This is a genomic window from Bacteroides sp. AM41-16 (genome assembly GCF_003603495.1).
Taxonomy (GTDB): Bacteria; Bacteroidota; Bacteroidia; order Bacteroidales; family Bacteroidaceae; genus Bacteroides; species Bacteroides uniformis.
In genome coordinates, this window is sequence record NZ_QTNE01000015.1 from 63,598 (window position 1) to 87,279 (window position 23,682).

Consider the following 23,682-nt stretch of genomic DNA (forward strand, 5'->3'; position numbering starts at 1 on the left):
CATTATGGAAAAATCAAAAGACACCTGGACCGTCTTATCCAGCGAATACCTTCATCGGGCTCCGTGGCTCACTGTGCGTAAGGACCATGTAGTGCTGCCCAACGGCAACCACATCCCCTCCTATTATATATTGGAATATCCAAACTGGGTGAATACCATCGCCATCACCCGTAATGGACAATTTGTCTTTATCCGCCAATACCGGCATGGCATACAAGAAACGTCCTATGAGCTCTGTGCAGGGGTATGCGAAGAAGAGGACGGCTCTCCGATGGTTTCCGCACAACGGGAACTTTTGGAAGAAACCGGCTATGGAAACGGAGTATGGAAAGAGTTCATGCAAATCTCTCCCAATCCAAGTACCCACACCAACATTACCTACTGTTTCCTGGCTACGGACGTGGAGAAAATCTCCGAGCAACACTTGGAAGATACGGAGAACCTGACCGTACACCTGCTTTCCTTGCAGGAGGTCAAGGACTTGCTGCAACAAGGAAGCATCCGCCAGGCGCTGATGGCTGCTCCCCTCTGGAAATACATGGCGGAGAGAATTATTTAATGTGATTACCCTTATTCAAACGGCTTGCGGAATGTACATCCGGATTTCCATTCGGAACAACCGTAAGCCGTTTTCCCCTTGATAACGGTACCTTTTCCGCAAAGCGGACAAGGCTGGCCGACGAAGTCATCAGCTTGTACGGAAGCCTCCGTACTTGAAGCTGCCACAGCGCCCGAAGCCTGCTCCGTCTTTTTACCTGCGGCGGCAGACTTTCTCGGTGTTCTTTTCTTCGGCTCCTTTTTCGGCTTATCGGCAGCCTCTGTCTTGGCAGAAACCTTACTGCCCTTTTCGGGAGCAGGCGCTTGGATGGTGATGTGGCGGTTGCTGTTATCAGAAAGTACACTCATCACGACTTCCGATACCATCTGCTTCAATTCTTCCAAGAATTGTCCGGCATTATATGTCCGCCTTTCTATCTCACGTAGCTTTTTCTCCCAGATACCGGTCAGTTCCGCCGACTTCAACAGCTCCTCATGGATAATCTGTATCAGCTCCACACCGGTAGGGGTGGCTATCAGGTTCTTCTTTTCCTTGCGGATATAGTTTCGCTTGAACAGCGTCTCGATGATGGCTGCACGGGTAGATGGACGACCGATACCGTTTTCCTTCAGCGCATCACGCAGTTCGTCGTTATCCACCAGCTTGCCCGCCGTTTCCATAGCACGCAGCAGGGTGGCTTCCGTATAAGGCCGGGGCGGCTGCGTCCACTTCTCATACAAATCGGGGACGTGCGGTCCGCTTTCTCCTTTCACAAAAGCCGGAAGCACATTCTCCTCTTCTCCCTTCTCCTCTTTCTCCTCCTGCGATTGTGCCGAGGGGATGCCGAAGATAATACGCCAACCCGGTTCCAGAATCTGCTTGCCGGTAGCCTTGAACTCTATGCTCTCTACCTCGCCCAATACGGTGGTAGTGGCAAACTTACAATCGGGATAGAATACAGCAATGAAACGGCGTGCTATCAAATCGAATACGCGACGCTCCATATCCGTCAGATTCTGCGGATGCTGACCGGTAGGAATAATGGCGTGGTGGTCTGTTACCTTCGAGTTATCGAAAACCTTTTTGGACTTCAACAATGCAGTTCCTGTCAAAGGGGCTGTAAATGTCTCGTAATCACGCAGACCTTTCAAGATGCCGGGGCATTTGGGATAGATGTCATCACTCAAATAGGTAGTGTCTACACGTGGATAGGTAGCCACTTTCTTCTCATACAAAGACTGGATGATTTTCAGCGTCTCATCAGCGGAATAGGCAAACTTCTTGTTACATTCCACTTGCAAAGAAGTCAAGTCAAACAAGCGGAGTGGCGCCTCCCTCCCCTCTTTCTTGGTGACATCCGTCACGGTAAAAAGAGAATTCTTAATCTGGTCCAATAAAACAAGCCCACGTTCGCGGTCGGTAATGGGGTCGATACCCCGATTCTCTTCTTCTTTTTTAGGTTTCTTCCCGGCAGCTATAGCCTCTTTCTGCTTCTCGGCTTCCAATACCAGTTCCTCCTCACTTTTCCGGAGGATGGTGGAGAAAGTGGTATCTCGATAGACGGTCTTCAGTTCCCAGTATTGCTTGGGAACAAAATTCTGTATTTCCAACTGACGGTTTACAATCAGCGCCAGTGTCGGCGTTTGCACACGGCCGATAGAAAGTACCTGCCGGTTCTGCCCATACTTCATGGTGTAGAGGCGGGTGGCATTCATCCCGAGCAGCCAGTCGCCAATGGCACGCGACAAGCCTGCTTCGTACAAAGGCTGGAAATCCGACGCATCGCGCAGCTTGGCAAAGCCCTCACGGATGGCTTCCTCTGTCAATGAAGATATCCAAAGACGTTTCACCGGGCAACGTGCCCCGGCTTTCTGCATCACCCAGCGCTGTATCAATTCTCCTTCCTGCCCGGCATCACCGCAGTTTATAATCATATCGGCATGTTGCATGAGGTTCTCTATCGTATGGAACTGGCGCTCGTATGTGGGATTGCTAATCAGCTTAATGCCGAAACGGGGAGGTATCATGGGGAGGCTTCCCAAACTCCATGACTTCCAGTTAGGGGTATATTCATGCGGCTCCTTCAGCGTACAAAGATGGCCGAATGTCCAGGTCACCTGGTATCCGTTTCCTTCGATGTATCCGTCCTTCTTTTCTTTCGCTCCCAATACATCGGCTATGTCACGCGCCACAGAGGGCTTTTCGGCAATACAAACTATCATTCGTTATTCTTTTAGCGGGACAAAGGTAATAAAAAGGGGGCAAGAACGAAACTATAAGCAAGAAACGATAACATAGACCAGGTGATTTTTCTCCCCCAAAGCTGACGTACGGACATAAAAAAAGGAGTACCGCTGTACTCCAACCTTTGTTAACCTTAAATCTAATACTATGAAAAACACATTGCAAAGATACGGACTTCTGATAAATCTGCAAATTATCCAACTAAAAAAGTATGTTCTATAACACAGATTAAGAAAAAGGGACGGATATGTAAACACATACCGTCCCTCTTTTAACATTTAACGTGTCGGATTATTCTTCATCCAACAAGATTTCCAATATCTGGCAAGCAGCCTTGGCAACCGGAGTACCGGGGCCAAAGATGGCAGCTACACCTGCCTTGTAAAGGAAGTCATAGTCTTGTGCGGGAATTACACCACCGGCAATCACTACGATATCCTCGCGTCCCAACTTCTTGAGCTCTTCGATAATCTGCGGAACCAATGTCTTGTGTCCGGCAGCCAATGAAGAAACCCCTACTACATGAACGTCGTTCTCAACCGCTTCACGGGCAGCCTCGGCCGGTGTCTGGAACAAGGGTCCCATATCCACATCGAAGCCACAGTCGGCATATCCGGTTGCAACAACCTTGGCACCGCGGTCGTGACCGTCCTGGCCCATCTTGGCTACCATGATACGAGGCTGACGTCCCTCTTTCTTCGCAAACTTCTCCGCCAATTCACAAGCACGGTGGAAGTCGCTGTCATTCTTACTTTCTGATGAATACACGCCTGATATAGTTCTAATTACTGCTTTATAACGTCCTACAATCTTTTCGCAAGCATAAGAGATTTCCCCCAAAGTGGCACGGACACGGGCTGCCTCGACTGCCAGTTCCAGCAAGTTTCCCTTACCGGTCTTTACACATTCAGTAATAGCCTCCAATGCCTTGTCCACTTCCGCCTGGTTACGTCCTTCCTTCAGACGCTTCAGGTTCTCAATCTGTTCCTGACGGACAGCCGTATTGTCGATTTCAAGAATATCAATCGGAGCTTCTTTCTCCAGACGATACTTGTTCACGCCGACAATGGTCTGCGAACCGCTATCGATACGGGCTTGTGTACGTGCAGCAGCCTCTTCGATACGCATCTTGGGAATACCGGTTTCGATGGCTTTTGCCATACCGCCCAGCTTCTCTACTTCCTGAATCAATTCCCAAGCCTTGTGAGCCAACTCATTAGTCAAACTTTCCACATAATAAGAGCCACCCCATGGGTCTACATTCTTGCAAATGTAAGTTTCTTCCTGAATATAAATCTGCGTATTACGTGCAATACGTGCAGAGAAATCCGTCGGCAAGGCAATAGCCTCGTCAAGAGCATTGGTATGCAGTGACTGAGTATGTCCCAATGCAGCAGCCATCGCCTCGATACAAGTACGGCCCACATTGTTGAACGGGTCTTGCTCTGTCAGCGACCAGCCGGAAGTCTGGGAGTGCGTACGCAAAGCCAGCGACTTCGGATTCTTCGGGTTGAACTGCTTCACAATCTTTGCCCACAACATACGTGCGGCACGCATTTTGGCAATTTCCATAAAGTGGTTCGTTCCGATGGCCCAGAAGAAAGAGAGACGCGGTGCGAAAGCATCGATGTCAATACCCGCAGCCGTTCCGGCACGCAGATATTCCAAACCGTCTGCCAGGGTGTAAGCCAACTCGATGTCTGCCGTAGCACCCGCTTCCTGCATGTGGTAGCCGGAGATGGAGATAGAGTTGAACTTAGGCATTTTCTGGGAAGTATATTCAAAGATGTCAGAGATAATCTTCATAGAGAATGCAGGCGGGTAGATATAGGTATTACGCACCATGAATTCCTTCAAGATATCGTTCTGGATAGTACCAGCCATTTCTTCCAACTTGGCACCCTGCTCCAGACCTGCGTTGATGTAGAATGCCATAACAGGAAGTACGGCACCGTTCATAGTCATAGAGACGGACATCTTGTTCAAAGGAATTCCATCGAACAACACCTTCATATTCTCCAAGGAACAGATAGATACACCTGCCTTACCAACGTCACCCACTACACGTTCGTGGTCGGGGTCGTAGCCACGGTGAGTGGCCAAGTCGAAAGCTACGGACAAACCTTTCTGTCCGGAAGCCAAATTACGACGGTAAAAGGCATTTGATTCTTCCGCTGTGGAAAAGCCTGCATACTGGCGGATGGTCCAAGGACGCAACGTATACATCACCGAGTACGGACCACGCAGATAAGGAGGAAGCCCGGCAGCATAGCCCAAGTGTTCCATTCCCTCAAGGTCTTCTTTTGTATAAACAGGCTTCACCTCAATGTGTTCCGGCGTTTTCCAATCAGCATGGATGCCGTTAGCCTTTTGCCACTCAGCACCGTTGACGGGCTGAAAAGCGGCATATATATCTAAGTTTTTAAAATCTTTTCGCATCATGTTATTTACGATTTGACGATTTACGATTTACGATTGAAGTTGCTTACTTCAAAAGTTTGGCGTTGAATTCTTTTAATGTCTCTAATACGTTGACACGGACATGGATAAAGTTCTCGATACCGGCAGCCTTCAAGTCGTCCATGCAAGCAGGAGCACCGGCTACGATAAACATGGCACGGCCATTCAGAGCCTTGAAGGCAGGAACAGCATATTCTGCATATTCATCATCACTTGAACACAATACCACGATGTCGGCCTTGGCAGCCATAGCTGCTTCTATACCTTCTTCTACGGTGGGGAAACCGAGGTTATCCACAACTTCGTATCCGGCACAAGCCAGAAAGTTGCAAGAGTACTGTGCACGTGCCTGGCGCATGGCCAGATTACCGATAGTCAGCATAAACGCTTTCGGGCGTTTGCCGGAAGCCTCTGTTTCGAGACGCAACGCTTCAAATTCACTGGCAGCACGGTCAAAGTTCAGTGTCGGAACATCTTTTTCGCAGGTATGTCCGCCGCCGCAACAGCAAGTAGCCTCAACCGGTTTCTTATCTCCCGCCTTTTCATTAAAGTTGGGGAACTGGTTGGTACCCAGCAACACTTCCTTACGCTTGGCGACTGCAGCATGACGGGCCTTGTTGCTTTCGTTTACGGCAGCCTGCACTTTTCCGGCTTTCACGGAAGCATAGAAACCACCGTCTTCTTCTACAGTGAGGAAGAGGTCCCAAGCCTGCTTGGCAATAGAGACGGTCAAATTCTCAATATAGTAAGAACCTGCAGCTGGGTCAATAACTTTATCGAAGTGCGATTCTTCTTTCAACAGCAGTTGTTGGTTACGCGCCATACGCTCAGAGAATTCGTTAGGAGCATCATAAGTCTTGTCGAACGGAGTAACCGTCATTGAGTCAACGCCGGCAAGGGCGGCACTCATCGCCTCAGTCTGCGTACGCAACAAGTTTACGTGTGCATCAAACAAAGTCAAGTTGAATGAAGAAGTTTCCGCATGAATCTTCATCTTGGCTGCACAGCGGCATTCGTTATCCTTACCCTTGTTGTCGCAGTCGCGCAGACACTCGGGACTGTAAGAAGCCACAATATTAGCCCACAGCATACGTGCAGCGCGGAATTTGGCTATTTCAAGGAAGTAGTTGGAACTGATACCGAAATTGAACTTAATCTTCTTGGCTACCATTGCAGCCGGCAGACCGGCATCAACCAGCTGATTCATATATTCATTACCCCAAGCCAAAGCATAACCCAGTTCCTGAAAAATATAAGAACCCGCATTGTTTAATGTCAACGCGTTCACATTCAATACACGGTATTTCGGAAGGGAAGCGGTAGCCTCGAGCAGCGCCTTGGCTGTTGCCACCATATCACCTTTTTCTTTACCTTTGGCCAGCATTTTGTTGAAGTAGTCATAGTTGATGGAGCCCTGCAATTTCGTCAAGTCATAATCCTTCTTCTGGAAATAAGCGACAAGAAGTTCTGCAAGTTCCACCACATGCCCCTGGCAGGTAGAGAAATTCAACTCGACACATTCCGCGCAGATATCTTTCAACAAAGTTTCAATATACTCTGCGTTCAATTCCTTGGCCTTTACATGGAAAGAGAGTGAATCTACACCTTTATTCAAAATATCCAACGCCTTGGCATTGGCCTCTTTGGGGCATTCCACTTTGATTTCCTGACGCACAAGCCATTCATTGTTGTCTTTCTTGGTACCTCTGAGATAAGGAAACTCGCCGGGAAGGGCATCTGTCGTCTTCAAACCTTCCAGGTCCTCCATACGGTAGAAAGGTTTCACCTTAAATCCTTCGTTTGTCTTCCAAACGAGCTTCTTCTCGAAATCCGCCCCTTTCAGGTCTGCGGTAACTTTCTCCATCCACTGCTCAGTGGAAACGGGAGAAAAGTCGGAGAAGAGTTTTTCTTTACTGTCTGCCATAGTTTATTTAAAATTTAAATAGATGAATACTATTCATTTTTGTCATCAAGAGACTTGCAAATATAAACAAATACTTAGAACAAAATCTTTTTTTAGAGAAAATTGCACTTACAGATGACTCCGTGTCCATACGGATTCAGCGTATTCACCGGAAGCATACTCTACTTTTGCAAAGTTGATATAGCAAAAAGTACCACAAAGCCTTTGCTACCTCCTTTTTATTAAGTAATTTTGCGCGAAATTTAAAAAACGACATATTAATAAGGTACTATGAATTGGTTAGAAAGCTTGCTATGGGACCCTTCATCTGTCGCTCACATCGTTTGTTTGTATGCATTCGTAATATCTGTGGGCGTATTGCTGGGTAAGATTAAGATTTTCGGGGTATCGTTGGGGGTTACATTCGTCCTCTTTGCCGGTATCCTGATGGGCCATTTTGGCTTCACGGGCGAAACACACATTTTGCATTTCATCCGCGAATTCGGTTTGATTTTATTTGTATTCTGTATCGGTCTGCAAGTCGGGCCCTCCTTCTTCTCTTCCTTTAAGAAAGGGGGTATGCGGCTGAACATGCTTGCTGTCGGCATCGTATTGCTGAATATCGCAGTAGCATTGAGCATCTACTTCATTGACGGAGGAATAGACTTGCCAATGATAGTAGGTATTCTCTATGGTGCCGTAACCAATACTCCGGGTCTGGGTGCCGCACAAGAAGCCCTGAACCAGATAAACTATACGGGAGACCCCATTGCACTGGGATATGCCTGCGCCTATCCGCTTGGTGTGGTAGGTATCATAGGTTCCATCATAGCCATCCGCTATATCTGCCGGGTGAACCTCAAGAAAGAGGAACAGGAACTCAACACGCAGGAAGCCGATGTTAAGCATCAGCCGCACATGCTTCACCTCGAAGTACGCAATGAATCAATTTCCGGAAAGACCCTGCTCCAGATAAAGGATTTCCTGGGACGTCCGTTTGTATGTTCGCGCATACGCCACGAGGGGCACGTCAGTATCCCCAATCATGAAACAATATTCCACGTAGGAGACCAGCTCTTCATCGTATGTTCCGAAGAAGATGCCGAAGCGGTGGCTGCCTTTATCGGAAAAGAAATACACGTAGACTGGGAAAAGCAGGACACTCCGATGGTTTCCCGCCGTATCCTCGTCACCAAGTCCGAAATCAATGGCAAGAAGTTGGGAAGCCTCCACTTCCGCAGCATGTACGGTGTAAATGTAACCCGTATCAACCGTTCGGGTATGGACTTGTTTGCCGATCCCAATCTGGTACTTCAGGTAGGTGACCGCGTAATGGTGGTCGGCCAGCAGGATGCCGTAGAACGTGTAGCCGGCGTATTGGGTAATCAGTTGAAACGTTTGGACACTCCGAATATCGTAACTATTTTTGTGGGAATCTTTTTGGGAATCCTGCTGGGTAGTCTACCTATCACATTCCCGGGTATGCCGACACCGGTTAAGTTAGGTTTGGCTGGTGGTCCGCTGGTAGTGGCCATCCTCATCGGACGTTTCGGTCACAAAATGCATCTTGTGACATACACCACCATGAGTGCCAACTTGATGTTGCGTGAAATCGGTATCGTGCTCTTCCTTGCCAGCGTCGGCATAGAAGCCGGTGAGCATTTTGTGCAGACCGTGGTAGAAGGCAGCGGATTGCTGTATGTGGGATATGGTTTCCTGATAACCGTTATTCCTTTGTTGATAATCGGTATGATTTCCCGCTTCTACTGCAAGGTGAACTACTTCACGTTAATGGGTCTGATTGCCGGTAGTAACACAGACCCTCCTGCATTGGCATATGCCAACCAGACATCGGGCAATGACGCTCCGGCAGTAGGTTATTCTACAGTATATCCGTTGACTATGTTCCTGCGTATCTTGGCGGGGCAGATGATATTGCTGACAATGATGTAATAGGAAATGCAATAACCTCCTTAAAATAAAACCTCCGGTCTTTTCAAAACTATAATATGAAAAGACCGGAGGTTTTATTTTGAAGATTATCCATCAACGGCAACGATCAAAGAAAGATTCTATCGCCTCCTTATCCACAAAGTAGCCTTTCACCCCGCATACCATGCGGTTGTTCATAAGCAACCCTTCATACCCATTCCGGTCCACATCCAGCACCTCCTTCTGATAGGTTTCTGAAACGGTATGCGCCTTTTCGTCAGCAGGCAATTGCTGGTAAGTACCAATGTACCAATTGCCGTCAAACAGATTGTTTGTAGAGCTTATCATAGAGAATCTGCTTGCCTCGGCAGCATAGAAAGTATTCTGTTTGAAAAACGTGTCATCGGCCAAACCATCCCAAGAATCGGAAGTAATCATCGTACGGTCCACGTTAGCAGCCAGCTTTGCATTGGCATGAATAATATTGTGTTCTACCAGCGTATGTTTCGCAGGACCGGCAACATGTATGCTCGGCGAAAACATCCCTGCACGGGTTTCTTTGGGACGAATACCATCGCCGATACTGATATTATAGCGTACCACGTAGAAGTCCTGCCCATTGTCCCAGGAGTTACCGGTGTCCTTAGGGTCGAAATATTTCATGACGTAGACCATGGACAAAGAAGCGGCTGCGCCACCGTACCAATTGCCTTCCCCGCCCTTGCCGTTCCACGACATGCCGGGTACAAACAAAGTGCTGTAAAGCCGTGGGTCACGGTTGGCAAAATGGGCGGCATTGGGGCGCGTCACATCCAATGCTCCATTGTTCATTTCCCCGTAGTTACGGTCGGTCACCGGAGTACCGTCCGTCAGGTAATAGTCATCCACCAGGTTTAGTGTACCATTCATTGATTCGATAGGAGTATTCCAGTGTGCATTGAAAGACATCCGGTCCACACTTGCCGAAGTCTCGGAACTTCCGTATACCTTTATACCCGGCAGAAAGAACACCCACAACAGTAAGAGGAATCTCAATCGTGACATACCGAGCACTCAGTTTACCTGAGATTGAGTTTCTGTTTCACAAATTCCTCTATGAAATCCGTCGTTCCCTCAACTCCCAATACAGAGGAATCGATACACAAATGATATGTCTCGGCAGCCCCCCATTTTTTATAGCTGTAGTAGTTATAGTATTCGGCGCGTTTCTTATCCGCTTTGTTCATCATCTCCTCCGCTTCACGCTCAGAAATGGAATGCATTCGGCAAAGGCGTTTGATGCGCTCTTCATTGGAGCAGGAAATGAAAACATTGACACAGCGTGGATTATCCCGAAGAATATAATCAGCACAACGTCCCACGAACACGCAGGACTTCTCCTCCGCCAATCGGCGTATCACGTCACTTTGCACTTTGAACAGAGCATCATTACTCAGGCAATTCGTAGCAGGGATAGCCCCGTCACTGACAAAAGGGAAACGCATGCCGAAGAGCCCTCCAATAATGCCTTGTGAAGCTTTCTCATCAGCTTTTTCAAAAAACTCACAACATAGTCCACTCTCTTCGGAAGCCAGCCTAATCAGCTCCTTATCATAAAAATCAATTCCCAGACGGGTAGCCAGCTTCTCGCCTATCTCCCGTCCACCACTACCCAACTGACGGCCTATATTGACTATAAAATTATTGTCCATATGCTTGTTAATCTATTAGTTTGCAGATAGCAAATATAAATATTCTTACGGAATATCTACAGAAAGCATATGAAAAATTTTATTTTAATGTGCTGCAGCAGTCTTAAACTTACGGAATTGATAAACCAGCATCACCAGTGCTATCAAGCTTGCAAGTAAATCGGATACCGGCATACTATACCACACCCCGGCCACGCCAAAGAAGTGCGGCAGAATAAGCAGACAAGGAAGCAGAATCAGCATCTGCCGCGTAAGTGAAAGGAATATCGCCTTGCCCGCCATCCCTATACTTTGGAAGAAATTGGAGGTTACCATCTGGAAACCGATAATGGGGAAGAACATCACCGTAATACGCAATCCCGTAGCCGAAAGTTCCGTCAATTCTGCGTCTGATGTAAAGATACCCACCACCAGATTAGGTGCCAGCATCCCTACCAAGAAGCCAAAGGTTGTCACACAGGTGGCATAGATTATTGTCAGTTTCAGTACCTTGTTCACCCGGTCGTACAACTTTGCTCCGAAGTTATATCCGGCAATGGGCTGCATTCCCTGGTTTAATCCCATCACAATCATAACTACGATAAACACCAAGCGGTTCACAATACCAAAGGCACCGATAGCCAAGTCGCCTCCGTACTTCTTCAATCCCTGATTGATAAGGATTACAATAAGGCAAGCCGCCAGGTTCATCAGAAAAGGAGACATACCGATAGCCAGTGAATCAAATACAATCTTACGCTTCAGACGGAAGATACCCCGGCGGAAGTGCAGCAATTCATTGGCGTTATTGAACTGCTTGAGTTGCCACAGCAAGGCAATGACCTGCGCAGACACCGTAGCAATGGCAGCCCCGCGAATCCCCCAGTCGAACATAAATATAAAAATAGGAGCCAATATCGTATTGATAGCCACCGTAGCAATAGTGGCATACATCGCCTGCTTGGGATGTCCCGAAGCACGCAGCACCGCATTCAGACCCAGATAGAGATGGGTAACAACGTTGCCCAACAAGATTATCTCCATAAACTGCCGCGCATATTCCACCGTCTCATCACTGCCACCAAAGAAATAAAGGATAGGATTAAGAAAAGGAAAGACTATAACGGTAAACGCCAAACCCAACAAAATATTCAGTACAAACACATTGCCCAGCACCCGTTGCGCCGTATCATAATCCTTCTGTCCCAGCTTTACCGAAATCAGTGTAGCAGCACCTACGCCTACCAATGCACCGAAAGCAGCCCCGAGGTTCATCAACGGGAAAGTCAGTGCCAATGCCGACAGAGCCATGGTCCCCACACCGTGACCGATGAAAATACTATCTACCATATTATATAAAGAAGATGCCGTCATGGCAATGATTGCCGGCACGGCATACTGCATCAAGAGTTTTCCGATGCTCTCCGTACCCAACGCTGTGGGTGTCTTTTGTGCTGTCATACTATATACCTATTTCTTTTTACCGGGTGCAAAGGTACGTATTTTCCGTCAAAAGGTTCGCTATCTGAAAAATGTTTCGTACTTTTGTACCCAAATTGAGTGAAATATAGCGAAATGAACGTATTAGAACTAAGTGAACAAGAAATCATTCGTCGCAACAGTATGAATGAACTTCGCGCGATGGGCATTGAGCCTTATCCCGCAGCAGAGTATGTAACAAATGCTTTCTCTACCGATATTAAAGCTGAATTCAACGACGATGCAGAGCCTCGCCAAGTGTCCGTTGCCGGACGTATCATGAGCCGCCGTATCATGGGTAAAGCATCTTTCATCGAATTGCAGGACTCCAAAGGACGCATCCAGGTATATATCACCCGCGATGACATCTGCCCGGACGAGGACAAGGAGATGTACAACACCGTGTTCAAACGTTTGCTCGATTTAGGCGACTTCATCGGTATCGAAGGATTCGTATTCCGTACCCAGATGGGCGAAATCAGCATCCATGCCAAGAAGCTGACCGTACTTGCAAAGAGTATCAAGCCCCTGCCTATCGTGAAATATAAGGACGGCGTGGCTTACGACTCTTTCGAAGACCCCGAACTCCGCTACCGCCAGCGTTATGTAGACCTTATCGTGAACGACGGCGTGAAAGAAAAATTCCTGAAGCGCGCCACCGTCATCAAGACCATGCGTGCTGTGCTGGATGAAGCCGGCTACACGGAAGTGGAGACGCCGATTCTTCAATCCATCCCCGGTGGAGCAAGCGCCCGTCCGTTCATCACCCACCATAACTCTCTGGATATAGACCTCTACCTGCGTATCGCCACCGAGCTTTACTTGAAGCGACTGATTGTGGGCGGATTCGAAGGTGTATATGAAATAGGCAAGAACTTCCGTAACGAGGGTATGGACAAGAACCATAACCCGGAATTCACTTGTATGGAGCTGTACGTGCAGTACAAGGACTACAACTGGATGATGAGTTTTACGGAGAAATTGCTGGAACGCATCTGTATCGCCGTAAACGGCTGCACAGAAACCGAGATAGACGGCAAGAGCATTAGCTTCAAAGCTCCCTACCGCCGTCTGCCCATCCTGGAAGCCATCAAGGAAAAGACCGGATACGACCTCGAAGGCAAGAGCGAGGACGAAATCCGCCAGGTGTGCAAGGAACTGAATATGGAAATTGACGACACCATGGGCAAGGGCAAGCTGATTGATGAAATCTTCGGAGAATTCTGCGAAGGTACTTTCATACAGCCCACTTTCATCACCGACTATCCCGTAGAGATGAGCCCGCTGACCAAGATGCACCGCAGCAAGCCGGGACTGACCGAACGTTTCGAGCTGATGGTGAACGGCAAGGAACTTGCCAACGCTTACAGCGAGCTGAACGACCCGATAGACCAGGAAGAACGCTTCAAAGACCAACTCCGCTTGAGCGAAAAGGGAGACGACGAAGCGATGTTCATCGACCAGGACTTCCTGAAAGCATTGCAATACGGTATGCCTCCCACATCGGGCATCGGTATCGGCATCGACCGTCTGACCATGTTAATGACGGGCGAATCCTTTATCCAAGAAGTACTTTTCTTCCCGCAGATGCGTCCGGAAAAGGTTATCCCCAAAGATGCTCCTGCACGATACACAGAGCTGGGCATCCCCGAAGACTGGGTGGCTGTAATCCAGAAAGCCGGCTACAACCTGGTGAGTGACATGAAAGATGTGAATCCGCAAAAACTCCACATGGACATCTGCGGTATCAACAAGAAATATAAATTGGAACTGGCAAACCCGACCGTAAACGAAGTTGCTGACTGGGTCGGAAGAATTAAGAATTAAAAATTAAAGAATTAAATAGGCAAGATTAAAGATAAGAGGAGGAGGAAGGTACTCCTTTCCCCTCTTTTAATTTTTAATTTTTAATTATTAATTTCGATATGAAACTACCCGGTAAGATAGCCATCATGGGCGGAGGAAGTTGGGCAACTGCCATTGCAAAAATGGTTCTGTCACAAGCGGAGTCTATAAATTGGTACATGCGACGCGATGACCGTATTGCCGACTTCAAACGGCTTGGTCATAACCCTGCCTACCTGACGGGCGTCAAGTTTGATACCAAGCGTATCAACTTCAACTCCAACATCAATGATGTCGTGAAAGAATCTGATACGCTCATCTTCGTTACACCTTCCCCTTATCTGAAGGTTCACTTGAAGAAACTGAAGACTAAGATTAAGGATAAATTCATCATCACTGCCATTAAAGGTATTGTGCCCGATGACAACTTGATTGTCTCGGAATATTTCACTAAGGAATATGGCGTCCCGGCTGAGAATATTGCTGTATTGGCAGGTCCCTGCCATGCGGAAGAAGTGGCTCTGGAACGCCTTTCTTATTTGACCATTGCTTGTCCCGACACCGACAAGGCTTGCACCATTGCCCGCAAACTGGCCAGTTCATTCATCAAGACCTCTGTCAGTAATGACGTTGCCGGCATTGAATACAGTTCGGTGCTGAAGAATGTATATGCCATTGCAGCCGGTATCTGCAGCGGTCTGAAATATGGCGACAACTTTCAGGCTGTGCTCATGTCCAATGCCATACAGGAAATGAACAGATTCCTGCAAACGGTACATCCGCTGAACAGAAACGTAAGTGATTCCGTTTATTTAGGTGACCTGCTGGTGACGGGATATTCCAATTTCAGCCGCAACCGCACATTCGGTACGATGATTGGCAAGGGATACTCCGTGAAAAGCGCGCAGATTGAGATGGAAATGATTGCTGAAGGATATTACGGTACAAAATGTATCAAGGAAATCAACAAGCATTATCATGTCAACATGCCTATTGTAGATGCAGTATACAACATTCTGTATGAGCGTATCTCGCCGACGATTGAAATCAAGCTGCTTACCGATTCATTCCGGTAAGCGCGAAAAAAGATAAAACGAAATACTGAATTTAAAACCTAGAATATTATGATTAGTTTGAACATTGAAAAGACTCTTGGATTCATCTCCAAAGAAAACGTTTTCGCCTATGAAGCCCAAGTAAAGGCTGCACAGGAAGCATTAGAGAATGGTACCGGTAAGGGCAACGACTTCTTAGGCTGGCTGCACCTCCCCTCTTCCATCACTAAAGAGCACCTGGCTGACCTAAAGGCTACCGCACAGACGTTGCGTGACAACTGCGAGGTAGTAGTAGTTGCCGGTATTGGCGGAAGTTACCTCGGTGCACGTGCGGTGATAGAGGCTTTGTCAAACAGCTTCACTTGGTTGCAAGACAAGAAAACGGCTCCGGTCATTCTGTATGCAGGACACAATATCGGTGAAGATTATCTATATGAACTCACCGAATACTTGAAAGACAAGAAATTCGGTGTTATCAACATCTCCAAATCCGGTACTACCACTGAAACGGCCTTGGCGTTCCGTCTGTTGAAAAAGCAATGCGAAGACCAACGCGGCAAGGATATGGCAAAGAAGGTTATCGTTGCCATCACCGATGCCAAAAAGGGCGCTGCCCGCGTAACGGCCGACAACGAAGGCTACAAATCCTTCATCATCCCCGATAACGTGGGCGGACGTTTCTCCGTACTGACTCCGGTAGGCTTGCTGCCCATCGCAATAGCAGGTTTCGACATTGAGAAACTGGTTGCAGGTGCAGTTGCCATGGAAAAGGCTTGTGGAAAAGATGTTCCGTTTGCAGAAAATCCTGCTGCCATCTATGCAGCTACGCGTAACGAGCTCTACAAGAACGGTAAGAAAATTGAAATCCTCGTAAACTACAATCCCAAACTGCACTACGTAAGCGAATGGTGGAAGCAGCTTTATGGTGAATCCGAAGGTAAGGAAAACAAGGGTATCTTCCCTGCTGCCGTAGATTTCTCCACCGACCTGCACTCCATGGGACAATGGATTCAGGAAGGCGAACGTACCATCTACGAAACTGTCATCTCCGTGGAGAAGACACAGCACTCCCTGCAAGTACCTTCGGACGAAGCCAACCTCGACGGACTGAACTTCCTGGCAGGCAAGCACGTGGACGAAGTGAACAAGATGGCTGAATTGGGCACACAGCTTGCCCACGTTGACGGCGGCGTACCCAACATGCGCATCGTTATCCCTGCACTGAATGAAGAAAGCATCGGAGGTCTGCTCTACTTCTTTGAAATAGCTTGCGGTATCAGCGGTTATATTTTGGGAGTCAATCCGTTCAACCAACCGGGTGTGGAAGCATACAAGAAGAATATGTTTGCATTACTGAACAAGCCCGGCTACGAAGAAGAGTCCAAAGCTATCCAGGCAAGACTCTGATAAATTAAGAATTGAGAGTTGAAAATCGGGAAACGGCTTTTCATTGCGCTTGTTGTACAGCCGTTTCTCAATTTTCAACTCTCAATGTATTTACCCCGCATTTCTTAATTTTTAATCCTCAATCTACCAAGTGTTCGAAAACTCTATCGCCCGTTATCTGGAAAAGCACGGGCATCCCAACATCCAATTGAAAGCAGTTCTTTTTGACATGGACGGCGTACTGTTCAACTCCATGCCCTACCATGCCGATGCCTGGCATAAAGTAATGGAACGTCATGGCCTGCACTTGAGCCGTGAAGAGGCATACATGCACGAGGGACGTACCGGAGCCTCCACCATCAACATCGTTTATCAACGCCAGTATGGCAAGGATGCCACTCCCGAAATGATAGAAAGCATCTATGCAGAGAAAAGCGCCGAATTCAGTACCCACCCGGAACCGGAACGTATGCCGGGTGCTTGGGAAGTACTGCAAAAGGTAAAAGCGGCAGGACTTATTCCGGTACTTGTCACCGGTTCGGGCCAACACTCCCTGCTGAACCGCCTTGTCCACAACTTCCCCGGTATGTTTCAGCGCGACCACATGGTGACCGCCTTTGATGTGAAATACGGGAAGCCCCATCCTGAGCCTTATTTGATGGGACTGGAAAAAGCCGGAGTACAAGCCAATGAAGCTATAGTTGTAGAAAATGCACCTATCGGAGTACAAGCCGGAACAGCAGCAGGCATATTCACTGTAGCAGTCAATACCGGTCCGCTGGACAGGCAGGTATTACTGGATGCCGGAGCAGATTTATTGTTTCCGTCCATGCAGGCGCTTTGTGACGACTGGGAAAGGTTGCAAACCGCATTAGATGCCAGTAATAGCCTTCGCCACAAAGATTGACGGCGACCCAAACAATATAACAGTTGATTGGAGCTTATATAACCAAGTAATACCATTACTTGATATACAGAAGACATCTATTGTCTTTCTTCTTAAAGCGCTCCAATCTACCCATTTTCTCCTTCTCGGTTTCTTTAATAGGGAACGTTATTCTACAGGTATCTTTATCATAATCATACAATTCTCTGGCAGGAACTACATAAACAGATTCCGGACTGTCACCACACCATCCAAAGCCAAAAACATAAAACAAGTTTTTTATCGGACGGTTCAACAGATTGGAATTCATATACCCCTCGTACTTTTCAATGTCTTTTATATCGAGATAAAAACCTATCTTACTTCGCCATTTACATTCTACAGCTATAATATATCCAACTTCATGAATGGTACTCGTTGTGGTAACACACTCCATCAACAAATCCGGAGATGATGAAGACAGAGGCCTATACCCCTCAATGTATTTATCACCTCTCCAATCTAAAAGCCGCCAAAATATTTTCTTATCACATAGATCCGAATAACCATCTTTACTAATATTGGAGTTCTTCACAACCCATTCCTCAAATCTATCTCCTAAATATTTACTTTTCTTCCTTTCTTTAAAATATTGAAAGGTATCCATAAACCGATATTGGAAAATAGTCTATTGTGTCTTTAAATAATATTCATTGCAAACAAAAATTCATAGGTGAAGAGCCGCAACACCCATTTTCAAAAATAGATTTTTTTTCATTTCCAAAAATAGAGTTTTTTTCCCAATTCTTTCCAGATTTCCTTCCCATCTTTGTAATACAGAAAACAAATAAAGTATTAATTATTAAAAATAGAGAAGTATGAAAAAATTAGTTATGATGTTGGTTTGTATGTTTGCAGTGCACACAATGGTAATGGCGGATAATGATAAGCCGATAGAGGTGAGCCAGTTGCCGGCGAAGGCGCAGACATTTATCAAGACTTATTTTAAAGACCATAAGGTGGCAATGGCTAAATTGGAGTCGGGAATGTTTTATAAAAGCTATGATGTGGTGTTCACGAATGGGGAGAAGGTAGAATTTGATAAATCGGGGGAATGGAAAGAGGTACGATGCAGACAAAGTGAAGTTCCTGTACAGATTGTACCGGAAGCGATACGTAACTATGTAAAGACCAATTATCCGGATGCAAGAATTCTTCAGATTGAGTACGATGACAATGAGTATGAGATAAAGTTGTCTAATCGTTGGGAAATTACATTTGACTCTAAAATGAGGGTGATTGACATTGACGATTGATGACAAGAAAGATTTAGAATATGTAGATTATAAAGTATCAAGAAACTGAAAACAGTTGCTTGGAGAGGGTTTCTCCAGGCAACTGTTTTTTTTTATGCACTTCCGTACGGTAGCAGGGCATATGGTGCTGCGCTCATTGTACAACAGTGGTTGTACTACTATTCCAATTGCCCGGAGTCAACGAAGCCCCGGCTGCACTTTTGCAGTTTTTTAATCAGTGTGTCCGGAGAAGGACACTCAACCTTCTCCGGAGCTGAAAATACTGATTTATAAGGAAATGGCGCTTCTCGGCGCTTCCTGCCGGAAGGCGACTCAGGCTATGACGCTTTCAGGATTTTGGCAGACCTCACCATGGTATAGGTAGTCTCCTTAGTACAATGGCGCATATCATTCAGCTTACTGAAAAATAGAGTTTTTTTCAGAGAGGTTTGTTCGGCAGAGAAATTCCAACCGCAGAACGGAAGAACAACGTTTTCAGTCCGTCATAAAATCCCGGAAGAGCAACCGTTCCATGCGTCTCTTCCGGGAACTTTTTTGATACCACCCGCAAATGCCGCTTCTCCATACGAGGAACTGCACTCCCTATAAAATCATCTGTCAGGGGAAAGTGGATCAGCTTCCTATCAAGACGCGGCTGAGTGGCAAACGCAACATACAGTTGCTTTCCTGAAAAGTCAACCTTATCTACCTGCCGTTCTACCTGTTTCTGAAAACATCCTTTATCCCACCATAAACTGGGGTCTATGGCGATGTATGTATCAAATGCACTGGGATAATTCAGCAAAACATGCAGCGTGAACAACCCGGCATAAGAATGTCCAGCCAACAAGTGTTGTCCATTCACCGGCAAGTCTTGTTCCACTGCGAGGCGTAGCTCCTCCGTCAGAAAACGGCAAAATTGTCCTGCCCCACCCCCTTCCGGTTTATCGCCCGGACGGACAGTTCCGTCACGCCGGGCAGCGGAACAGGTTGGCGTAAAGTCTCTGGTTCTGTTTGTATTCAGGACAGCCACAACGATACAGGGCGGTAAGGAAGAAACTTTGGAGGTGGAAAACAAGCGAGTAAAACCTACCACCGAATGAAAAAAAGAATCACCGTCCAGCAAATAAAGAACCGGATAACTTTCCTCTTTTTCACCCGGGCGGGTTGCAGGTACATACACCCAATATTCTCTAGCCTCATTCAAGACATGCGAAAACAAAGTGTGGCGAGTCCCGATAGAAATAGCTTCTTGCGCTCTCAGCGGAAAACCGAGCCAAGTGACAACTACCAATATAAACAGAATATGCAGGCTTCTCATTTCAATTCTTTTTTCAGTCTGCAAAGTTCGCAGAAAATAAGTTGACTACCTATCCCTATTTTTAGGTATTCTCACGGTTGAAAGCTTTCCGCAGAAATCAAAGGCTGATTAAGAAAGTTTGATGGGCAACTGAATTTCCGTCATCCATTCATCCACCGTTTCTTTGTTCCAAATGCCGTCAATATGGCAAAACCGGGCACGGTCAATGACCTCGTATCCATTTGTCTCGGCATACGCAAAAAGCTCGGCGAAAGTTTCGGGCATATGCTCATAAGCACCGTAATGGTTGACACAGAGCGCAACCGGCACTTCCGGAAGTTCCTTGAATTTAATCAGTTCCGAATCTTCCTTGCGTTCAGCCACCGCTTCAAAAAACTCGATATCAATATCAACCCCATATTCCTCATTATATTCCACCGTGAAACAATATTCCGGGGCAGGACATTCACAACCCAAACGGTACATTTCAGGCCCGATGATATTCGGACAAAGATTGAACAGCTCCTGATAAGAGTCTATTTTACGGCGATGGGTAGCAAAAATTCTTGAAGGGAGGGATTTCTTAAACACTTTTTCCATAACATTCTCTTGTTTATGGAGTAAATTTTCCAATTTGGCAAGTTCGGTCTGCCGCCATATCAAGTGTTCAATCTCGTTTTTGCAACGTTCTATTTTAACCTTCAACAATTCAGCATCCGGAAATTCCTTGCCATCGGCAAACAACTCGGATATCTCTTCGAGGCTGAACCCTAATTGCTTGAGGTAAACAATACGGCTCATACACCGGAGCTGGCTGATGTCGTAATAGCGATACCCCGTCCACTCATCCACTTCAACGGGTATCATCAATCCTATCTCTTCATAATGACGAAGCGTCTTAACGGTCACCTGGCAAAGTTTGGAAAACTCTCCGATTTTAAACTTCATTTTATTCTTCATAAACTCATGCACATTTTGTTTATGATGCAAAGATAGGTCCTGCCCTTAGGGACGAGTCAAGAGATTGCTTCAAAAAAAACACATATTTCACTATTCACAACGGCAATAGGTGTTTGCACCGCACGTACAATGGGGTAACAACTGCCCACTCAGTTCATCGCGGTAAAATTCATACAGCCGCCGGTACATGGTTTCATAGAGTGCGGCAATTTGTTGCTCCTGCTCACTTTCATTTTGAAAACGATTTTTAAAGGGGTCTTCAAAATTAAAATGCACCTGCTGCTTGGCATCCAGAGTGATAAATTTCAGTTCTTCTCCGGCTTCTTTACATAGGGTAATCACGTAGTCCCACGACCGGTGCGTATAGGTCCCGACACCAGACGGTTTCTTGCGAGACACGCTGAAACCATTCTGTTCCATCACATTGCACACGGCATCGGGAACGCAGTTCCCCTCCATAATTCCTGCCGTAGAGATATTCATTCCCCTGCCAAATGCATGCAGGAGTTCCTGCGCGATACGGCTGCGGCACGTATCTTCATTACTTATTAACAGTATATCCATTGTCCGTTACTTTTCCAGGTTTAAATACTCGCCATCTCCTTCTTTCTTCATCTTCGCTTTACGTGCCAGGTCGAACAAGGTGGGGTTAATGTGGCAATATCCACCAGGATTTTTGTCCAGATAGTCTTGATGATAATCTTCGGCGAGATAGAAGTTCTTCAAAGGCTCTATCTCTACAACCAACGGACGGGAGTAGTTGGCAGCCAGCCGGTCAACGGTTTCACGAATAACGGGCAGGTCGGCGGTATCCGTATAATAGATACCCGTGCGATACTGTGTACCTCTATCCCCCCCTTGCTTATTGAGGCTGGTAGGGTCAATCGTTTTGAAATAAAGGTCGATAAGGAAAGGCAAGTCCACCTCATCGGGATCATACTGTACTTTTACGGTTTCGGCAAAGTCCGTGGTACCGGTACATACCTGCTGATAGGTAGGATTGGCTATATTTCCATTGGCATATCCCACCTGGGTAGCCTCCACACCTTCTATTTGTTTCAGGAAATGTTCGGTACCCCAAAAACATCCTCCTGCCAGATAAATCTCTTTCATTGGTTTCATGTCTGTTCTCCTTTCTGACCGTCCTTCCGGCTTACCGGCATAGGACAGACAAGTCATTAACATTGCAAAAATAAATATTATTTGTTTCATACCTCTAACTCTATGGAAATTATAACAAGAAAGAGAACCGTATGGTTGACTTTTCTGGATGTATTGTATAAAAAGAAACTCCCTTTGCAAAGTATTCATGCAAAGGGAGTTCCTTTCTTTGTGACCCCGGTGCGATTCAAACGCACGACCTTCAGAACCGGAATCTGACGCTCTATTCACTAAGCTACGGAGCCAAATGTGGATGCAAAAGTATAAAAAAATTAGCAGATTCCTAACATTCAAACGCTTTTTATATCAAACCGAGGAATATTTTTATTATTACTTTGAGAAGACTAACCGCAATTACACAAACATTTTGTTCTTTTTTCCCACAAAACAGAAGCAAGTATCAATATTATTCCTATCTTTGCCGAGCAATTTAATAGAAGTTATACTGAATAAATTTATGAGCTACCTGATAACACCTGAAGGTTACAAACCTTTATTGGACCTAAAACAGACTGAATTAGGGATTAAACAAATTAAAGAGTTCTTCCAATTGAACCTCTCTTCCGAACTGCGCCTGCGACGTGTGACAGCTCCACTGTTCGTATTGAAAGGAATGGGTATCAATGACGACCTCAATGGAGTGGAACGTGCCGTAACTTTCCCTATCAAAGATTTGGGCGACGCCAAAGCTGAAGTGGTGCACTCCCTCGCCAAATGGAAACGCCTCACGCTTGCCGAATACCATATCGAACCGGGATATGGCATCTACACAGACATGAATGCCATCCGTGCCGATGAAGAACTGGGCAATCTGCATTCCCTTTATGTAGACCAGTGGGACTGGGAACGCGTCATTACTGCCGAAGACCGCAATGTGGAATTCCTCAAGGAGATAGTAACCCGTATCTATGCAGCTATGGTGCGCACAGAATATATGGTATATGAGATGTATCCGCAAATCAAGCCTTGCCTGCCCCAGAAACTTCACTTTATCCATGCCGAAGAATTGCGCCAACTGTATCCGGACTTGGAACCCAAATGCCGCGAACATGCCATTTGCAAGAAATACGGTGCAGTGTTCATCATCGGTATCGGATGCAAGCTGAGCGACGGCAAGAAGCACGACGGACGCGCCCCGGACTACGACGACTATACCAGCAAAGGGCTGAACGACCTCCCCGGACTGAACGGTGACCTCCTGCTATGGGACCACATCCTGCAACGCAGCATCGAACTTTCCTCCATGGGTATCCGCGTAGACAAGGAAGCCCTGCTTCGCCAGCTCAAAGAGGAAGGCGAAGAGGAACGCCTGGAACTTTACTTCCACAAACGCTTGATGAATGATACACTGCCGCTTTCCATCGGTGGCGGTATAGGGCAGTCCCGCCTCTGTATGTTCTATCTGCGCAAGGCGCATATCGGTGAGATACAAGCCAGTATCTGGCCGGAAGATATGCGCAAAGAGTGCAAGGAACACAATATACACCTGATTTGATATACATTTATCCCGTCATATAATATAAAGTTCACCCCCTCAAAAGGTTGGACTTTATTTTTTATTTTGTACTTTAGCATCCGAAACTACTAAC

General features: G+C 46.6%; 19 protein-coding genes and 1 tRNA gene. 8 read left to right on the forward strand and 12 right to left on the reverse strand.

What is annotated here, in order from left to right:
- Positions 1 to 4: 4 nt before the first annotated feature.
- On the forward strand, positions 5 to 559 hold the full coding sequence (locus tag DW896_RS13675) for an NUDIX hydrolase (protein ID WP_005833149.1): 555 nt from the start codon (positions 5 to 7) through the stop codon (positions 557 to 559).
- Positions 560 to 570: 11 nt separating this feature from the next.
- On the opposite strand, the gene DW896_RS13680 is transcribed toward DW896_RS13675, so the two are convergent.
- From DW896_RS13680 to mutA, 3 genes are all read right to left on the reverse strand, one after another.
- Positions 571 to 2,760 carry a DNA topoisomerase 3 gene (locus DW896_RS13680; protein WP_005833152.1) on the reverse strand — a complete coding sequence of 730 codons (2,190 nt, stop codon included), beginning with the start codon at positions 2,758 to 2,760 and terminating at the stop codon, positions 571 to 573.
- 313 nt (positions 2,761 to 3,073) lie between these two features.
- Positions 3,074 to 5,221: a methylmalonyl-CoA mutase gene (gene scpA / locus DW896_RS13690; protein ID WP_005833154.1), complete on the reverse strand. Its 2,148-nt coding sequence runs from the start codon at positions 5,219 to 5,221 to the stop codon at positions 3,074 to 3,076.
- 46 nt (positions 5,222 to 5,267) lie between these two features.
- Positions 5,268 to 7,166: a methylmalonyl-CoA mutase small subunit gene (gene mutA / locus DW896_RS13695; protein WP_009037951.1), complete on the reverse strand. Its 1,899-nt coding sequence runs from the start codon at positions 7,164 to 7,166 to the stop codon at positions 5,268 to 5,270.
- Between the two features lie 270 nt (positions 7,167 to 7,436).
- Between mutA and DW896_RS13700 the strand changes: the two genes are divergently transcribed.
- Positions 7,437 to 9,098 (forward strand): putative transporter, encoded by a 1,662-nt coding sequence (locus tag DW896_RS13700; protein ID WP_009037950.1) that lies wholly within the window; start codon positions 7,437 to 7,439, stop codon positions 9,096 to 9,098.
- A gap of 93 nt (positions 9,099 to 9,191) precedes the next feature.
- On the opposite strand, the gene DW896_RS13705 is transcribed toward DW896_RS13700, so the two are convergent.
- The 3 genes from DW896_RS13705 to DW896_RS13715 form a co-directional block, all read right to left on the reverse strand.
- Complete coding sequence (locus DW896_RS13705) at positions 9,192 to 10,121, reverse strand: RagB/SusD family nutrient uptake outer membrane protein (RefSeq protein ID WP_034529631.1); 930 nt, start codon at positions 10,119 to 10,121, stop codon at positions 9,192 to 9,194.
- Positions 10,122 to 10,135: 14 nt separating this feature from the next.
- Complete coding sequence (locus DW896_RS13710) at positions 10,136 to 10,768, reverse strand: AAA family ATPase (RefSeq protein ID WP_009037948.1); 633 nt, start codon at positions 10,766 to 10,768, stop codon at positions 10,136 to 10,138.
- Positions 10,769 to 10,852: 84 nt separating this feature from the next.
- Entirely contained in the window at positions 10,853 to 12,208 is a 1,356-nt protein-coding gene (locus DW896_RS13715) for an MATE family efflux transporter (protein WP_009037946.1), read from the reverse strand.
- A 114-nt stretch (positions 12,209 to 12,322) separates the two neighbouring features.
- Between DW896_RS13715 and lysS the strand changes: the two genes are divergently transcribed.
- The 4 genes from lysS to DW896_RS13735 all read left to right on the forward strand — a co-directional run bounded on the left by lysS (position 12,323) and on the right by DW896_RS13735 (position 17,419).
- Complete coding sequence (gene lysS / locus DW896_RS13720) at positions 12,323 to 14,053, forward strand: lysine--tRNA ligase (protein WP_009037945.1); 1,731 nt, start codon at positions 12,323 to 12,325, stop codon at positions 14,051 to 14,053.
- A gap of 98 nt (positions 14,054 to 14,151) precedes the next feature.
- Positions 14,152 to 15,147, forward strand: a complete 996-nt coding sequence (locus DW896_RS13725) for an NAD(P)H-dependent glycerol-3-phosphate dehydrogenase (RefSeq protein ID WP_009037944.1) — start codon at positions 14,152 to 14,154, stop codon at positions 15,145 to 15,147.
- Positions 15,148 to 15,195: 48 nt separating this feature from the next.
- A complete protein-coding gene (locus DW896_RS13730) occupies positions 15,196 to 16,533 on the forward strand; it encodes a glucose-6-phosphate isomerase (RefSeq protein WP_005827213.1) in 1,338 nt (445 codons plus the stop codon).
- A gap of 130 nt (positions 16,534 to 16,663) precedes the next feature.
- Positions 16,664 to 17,419 (forward strand): HAD family hydrolase, encoded by a 756-nt coding sequence (locus tag DW896_RS13735; protein ID WP_009037943.1) that lies wholly within the window; start codon positions 16,664 to 16,666, stop codon positions 17,417 to 17,419.
- A gap of 55 nt (positions 17,420 to 17,474) precedes the next feature.
- Here DW896_RS13735 and DW896_RS13740 read toward each other — a convergent pair whose 3' ends face one another.
- The gene (locus DW896_RS13740; protein WP_009037942.1) at positions 17,475 to 18,044 is read right to left on the reverse strand and encodes a hypothetical protein; all 570 of its coding nucleotides are present in this window, start codon (positions 18,042 to 18,044) and stop codon (positions 17,475 to 17,477) included.
- Positions 18,045 to 18,255: 211 nt separating this feature from the next.
- Between DW896_RS13740 and DW896_RS13750 the strand changes: the two genes are divergently transcribed.
- Positions 18,256 to 18,693 carry a PepSY-like domain-containing protein gene (locus DW896_RS13750; protein WP_005827221.1) on the forward strand — a complete coding sequence of 146 codons (438 nt, stop codon included), beginning with the start codon at positions 18,256 to 18,258 and terminating at the stop codon, positions 18,691 to 18,693.
- A 418-nt stretch (positions 18,694 to 19,111) separates the two neighbouring features.
- Here the strand turns inward: DW896_RS13750 and DW896_RS13755 are convergent, their stop codons facing one another.
- The 5 genes from DW896_RS13755 to DW896_RS13775 all read right to left on the reverse strand — a co-directional run bounded on the left by DW896_RS13755 (position 19,112) and on the right by DW896_RS13775 (position 22,338).
- Positions 19,112 to 19,993 (reverse strand): alpha/beta hydrolase, encoded by an 882-nt coding sequence (locus DW896_RS13755; protein ID WP_009037941.1) that lies wholly within the window; start codon positions 19,991 to 19,993, stop codon positions 19,112 to 19,114.
- A gap of 108 nt (positions 19,994 to 20,101) precedes the next feature.
- Positions 20,102 to 20,932, reverse strand: coding sequence for a MerR family transcriptional regulator (locus DW896_RS13760; protein ID WP_005833169.1), 831 nt, complete (start codon positions 20,930 to 20,932; stop codon positions 20,102 to 20,104).
- A gap of 90 nt (positions 20,933 to 21,022) precedes the next feature.
- Positions 21,023 to 21,496 carry a hypothetical protein gene (locus DW896_RS13765; protein WP_005833171.1) on the reverse strand — a complete coding sequence of 158 codons (474 nt, stop codon included), beginning with the start codon at positions 21,494 to 21,496 and terminating at the stop codon, positions 21,023 to 21,025.
- A gap of 6 nt (positions 21,497 to 21,502) precedes the next feature.
- Positions 21,503 to 22,054: a peptide-methionine (S)-S-oxide reductase MsrA gene (msrA, locus tag DW896_RS13770; protein ID WP_225982599.1), complete on the reverse strand. Its 552-nt coding sequence runs from the start codon at positions 22,052 to 22,054 to the stop codon at positions 21,503 to 21,505.
- A gap of 211 nt (positions 22,055 to 22,265) precedes the next feature.
- Positions 22,266 to 22,338, reverse strand: a tRNA-Arg gene (locus tag DW896_RS13775).
- 212 nt (positions 22,339 to 22,550) lie between these two features.
- Between DW896_RS13775 and asnA the strand changes: the two genes are divergently transcribed.
- Positions 22,551 to 23,588, forward strand: a complete 1,038-nt coding sequence (asnA, locus tag DW896_RS13780; RefSeq protein WP_008664075.1) for an aspartate--ammonia ligase — start codon at positions 22,551 to 22,553, stop codon at positions 23,586 to 23,588.
- The last annotated feature ends 94 nt before the right edge of the window (positions 23,589 to 23,682 follow it).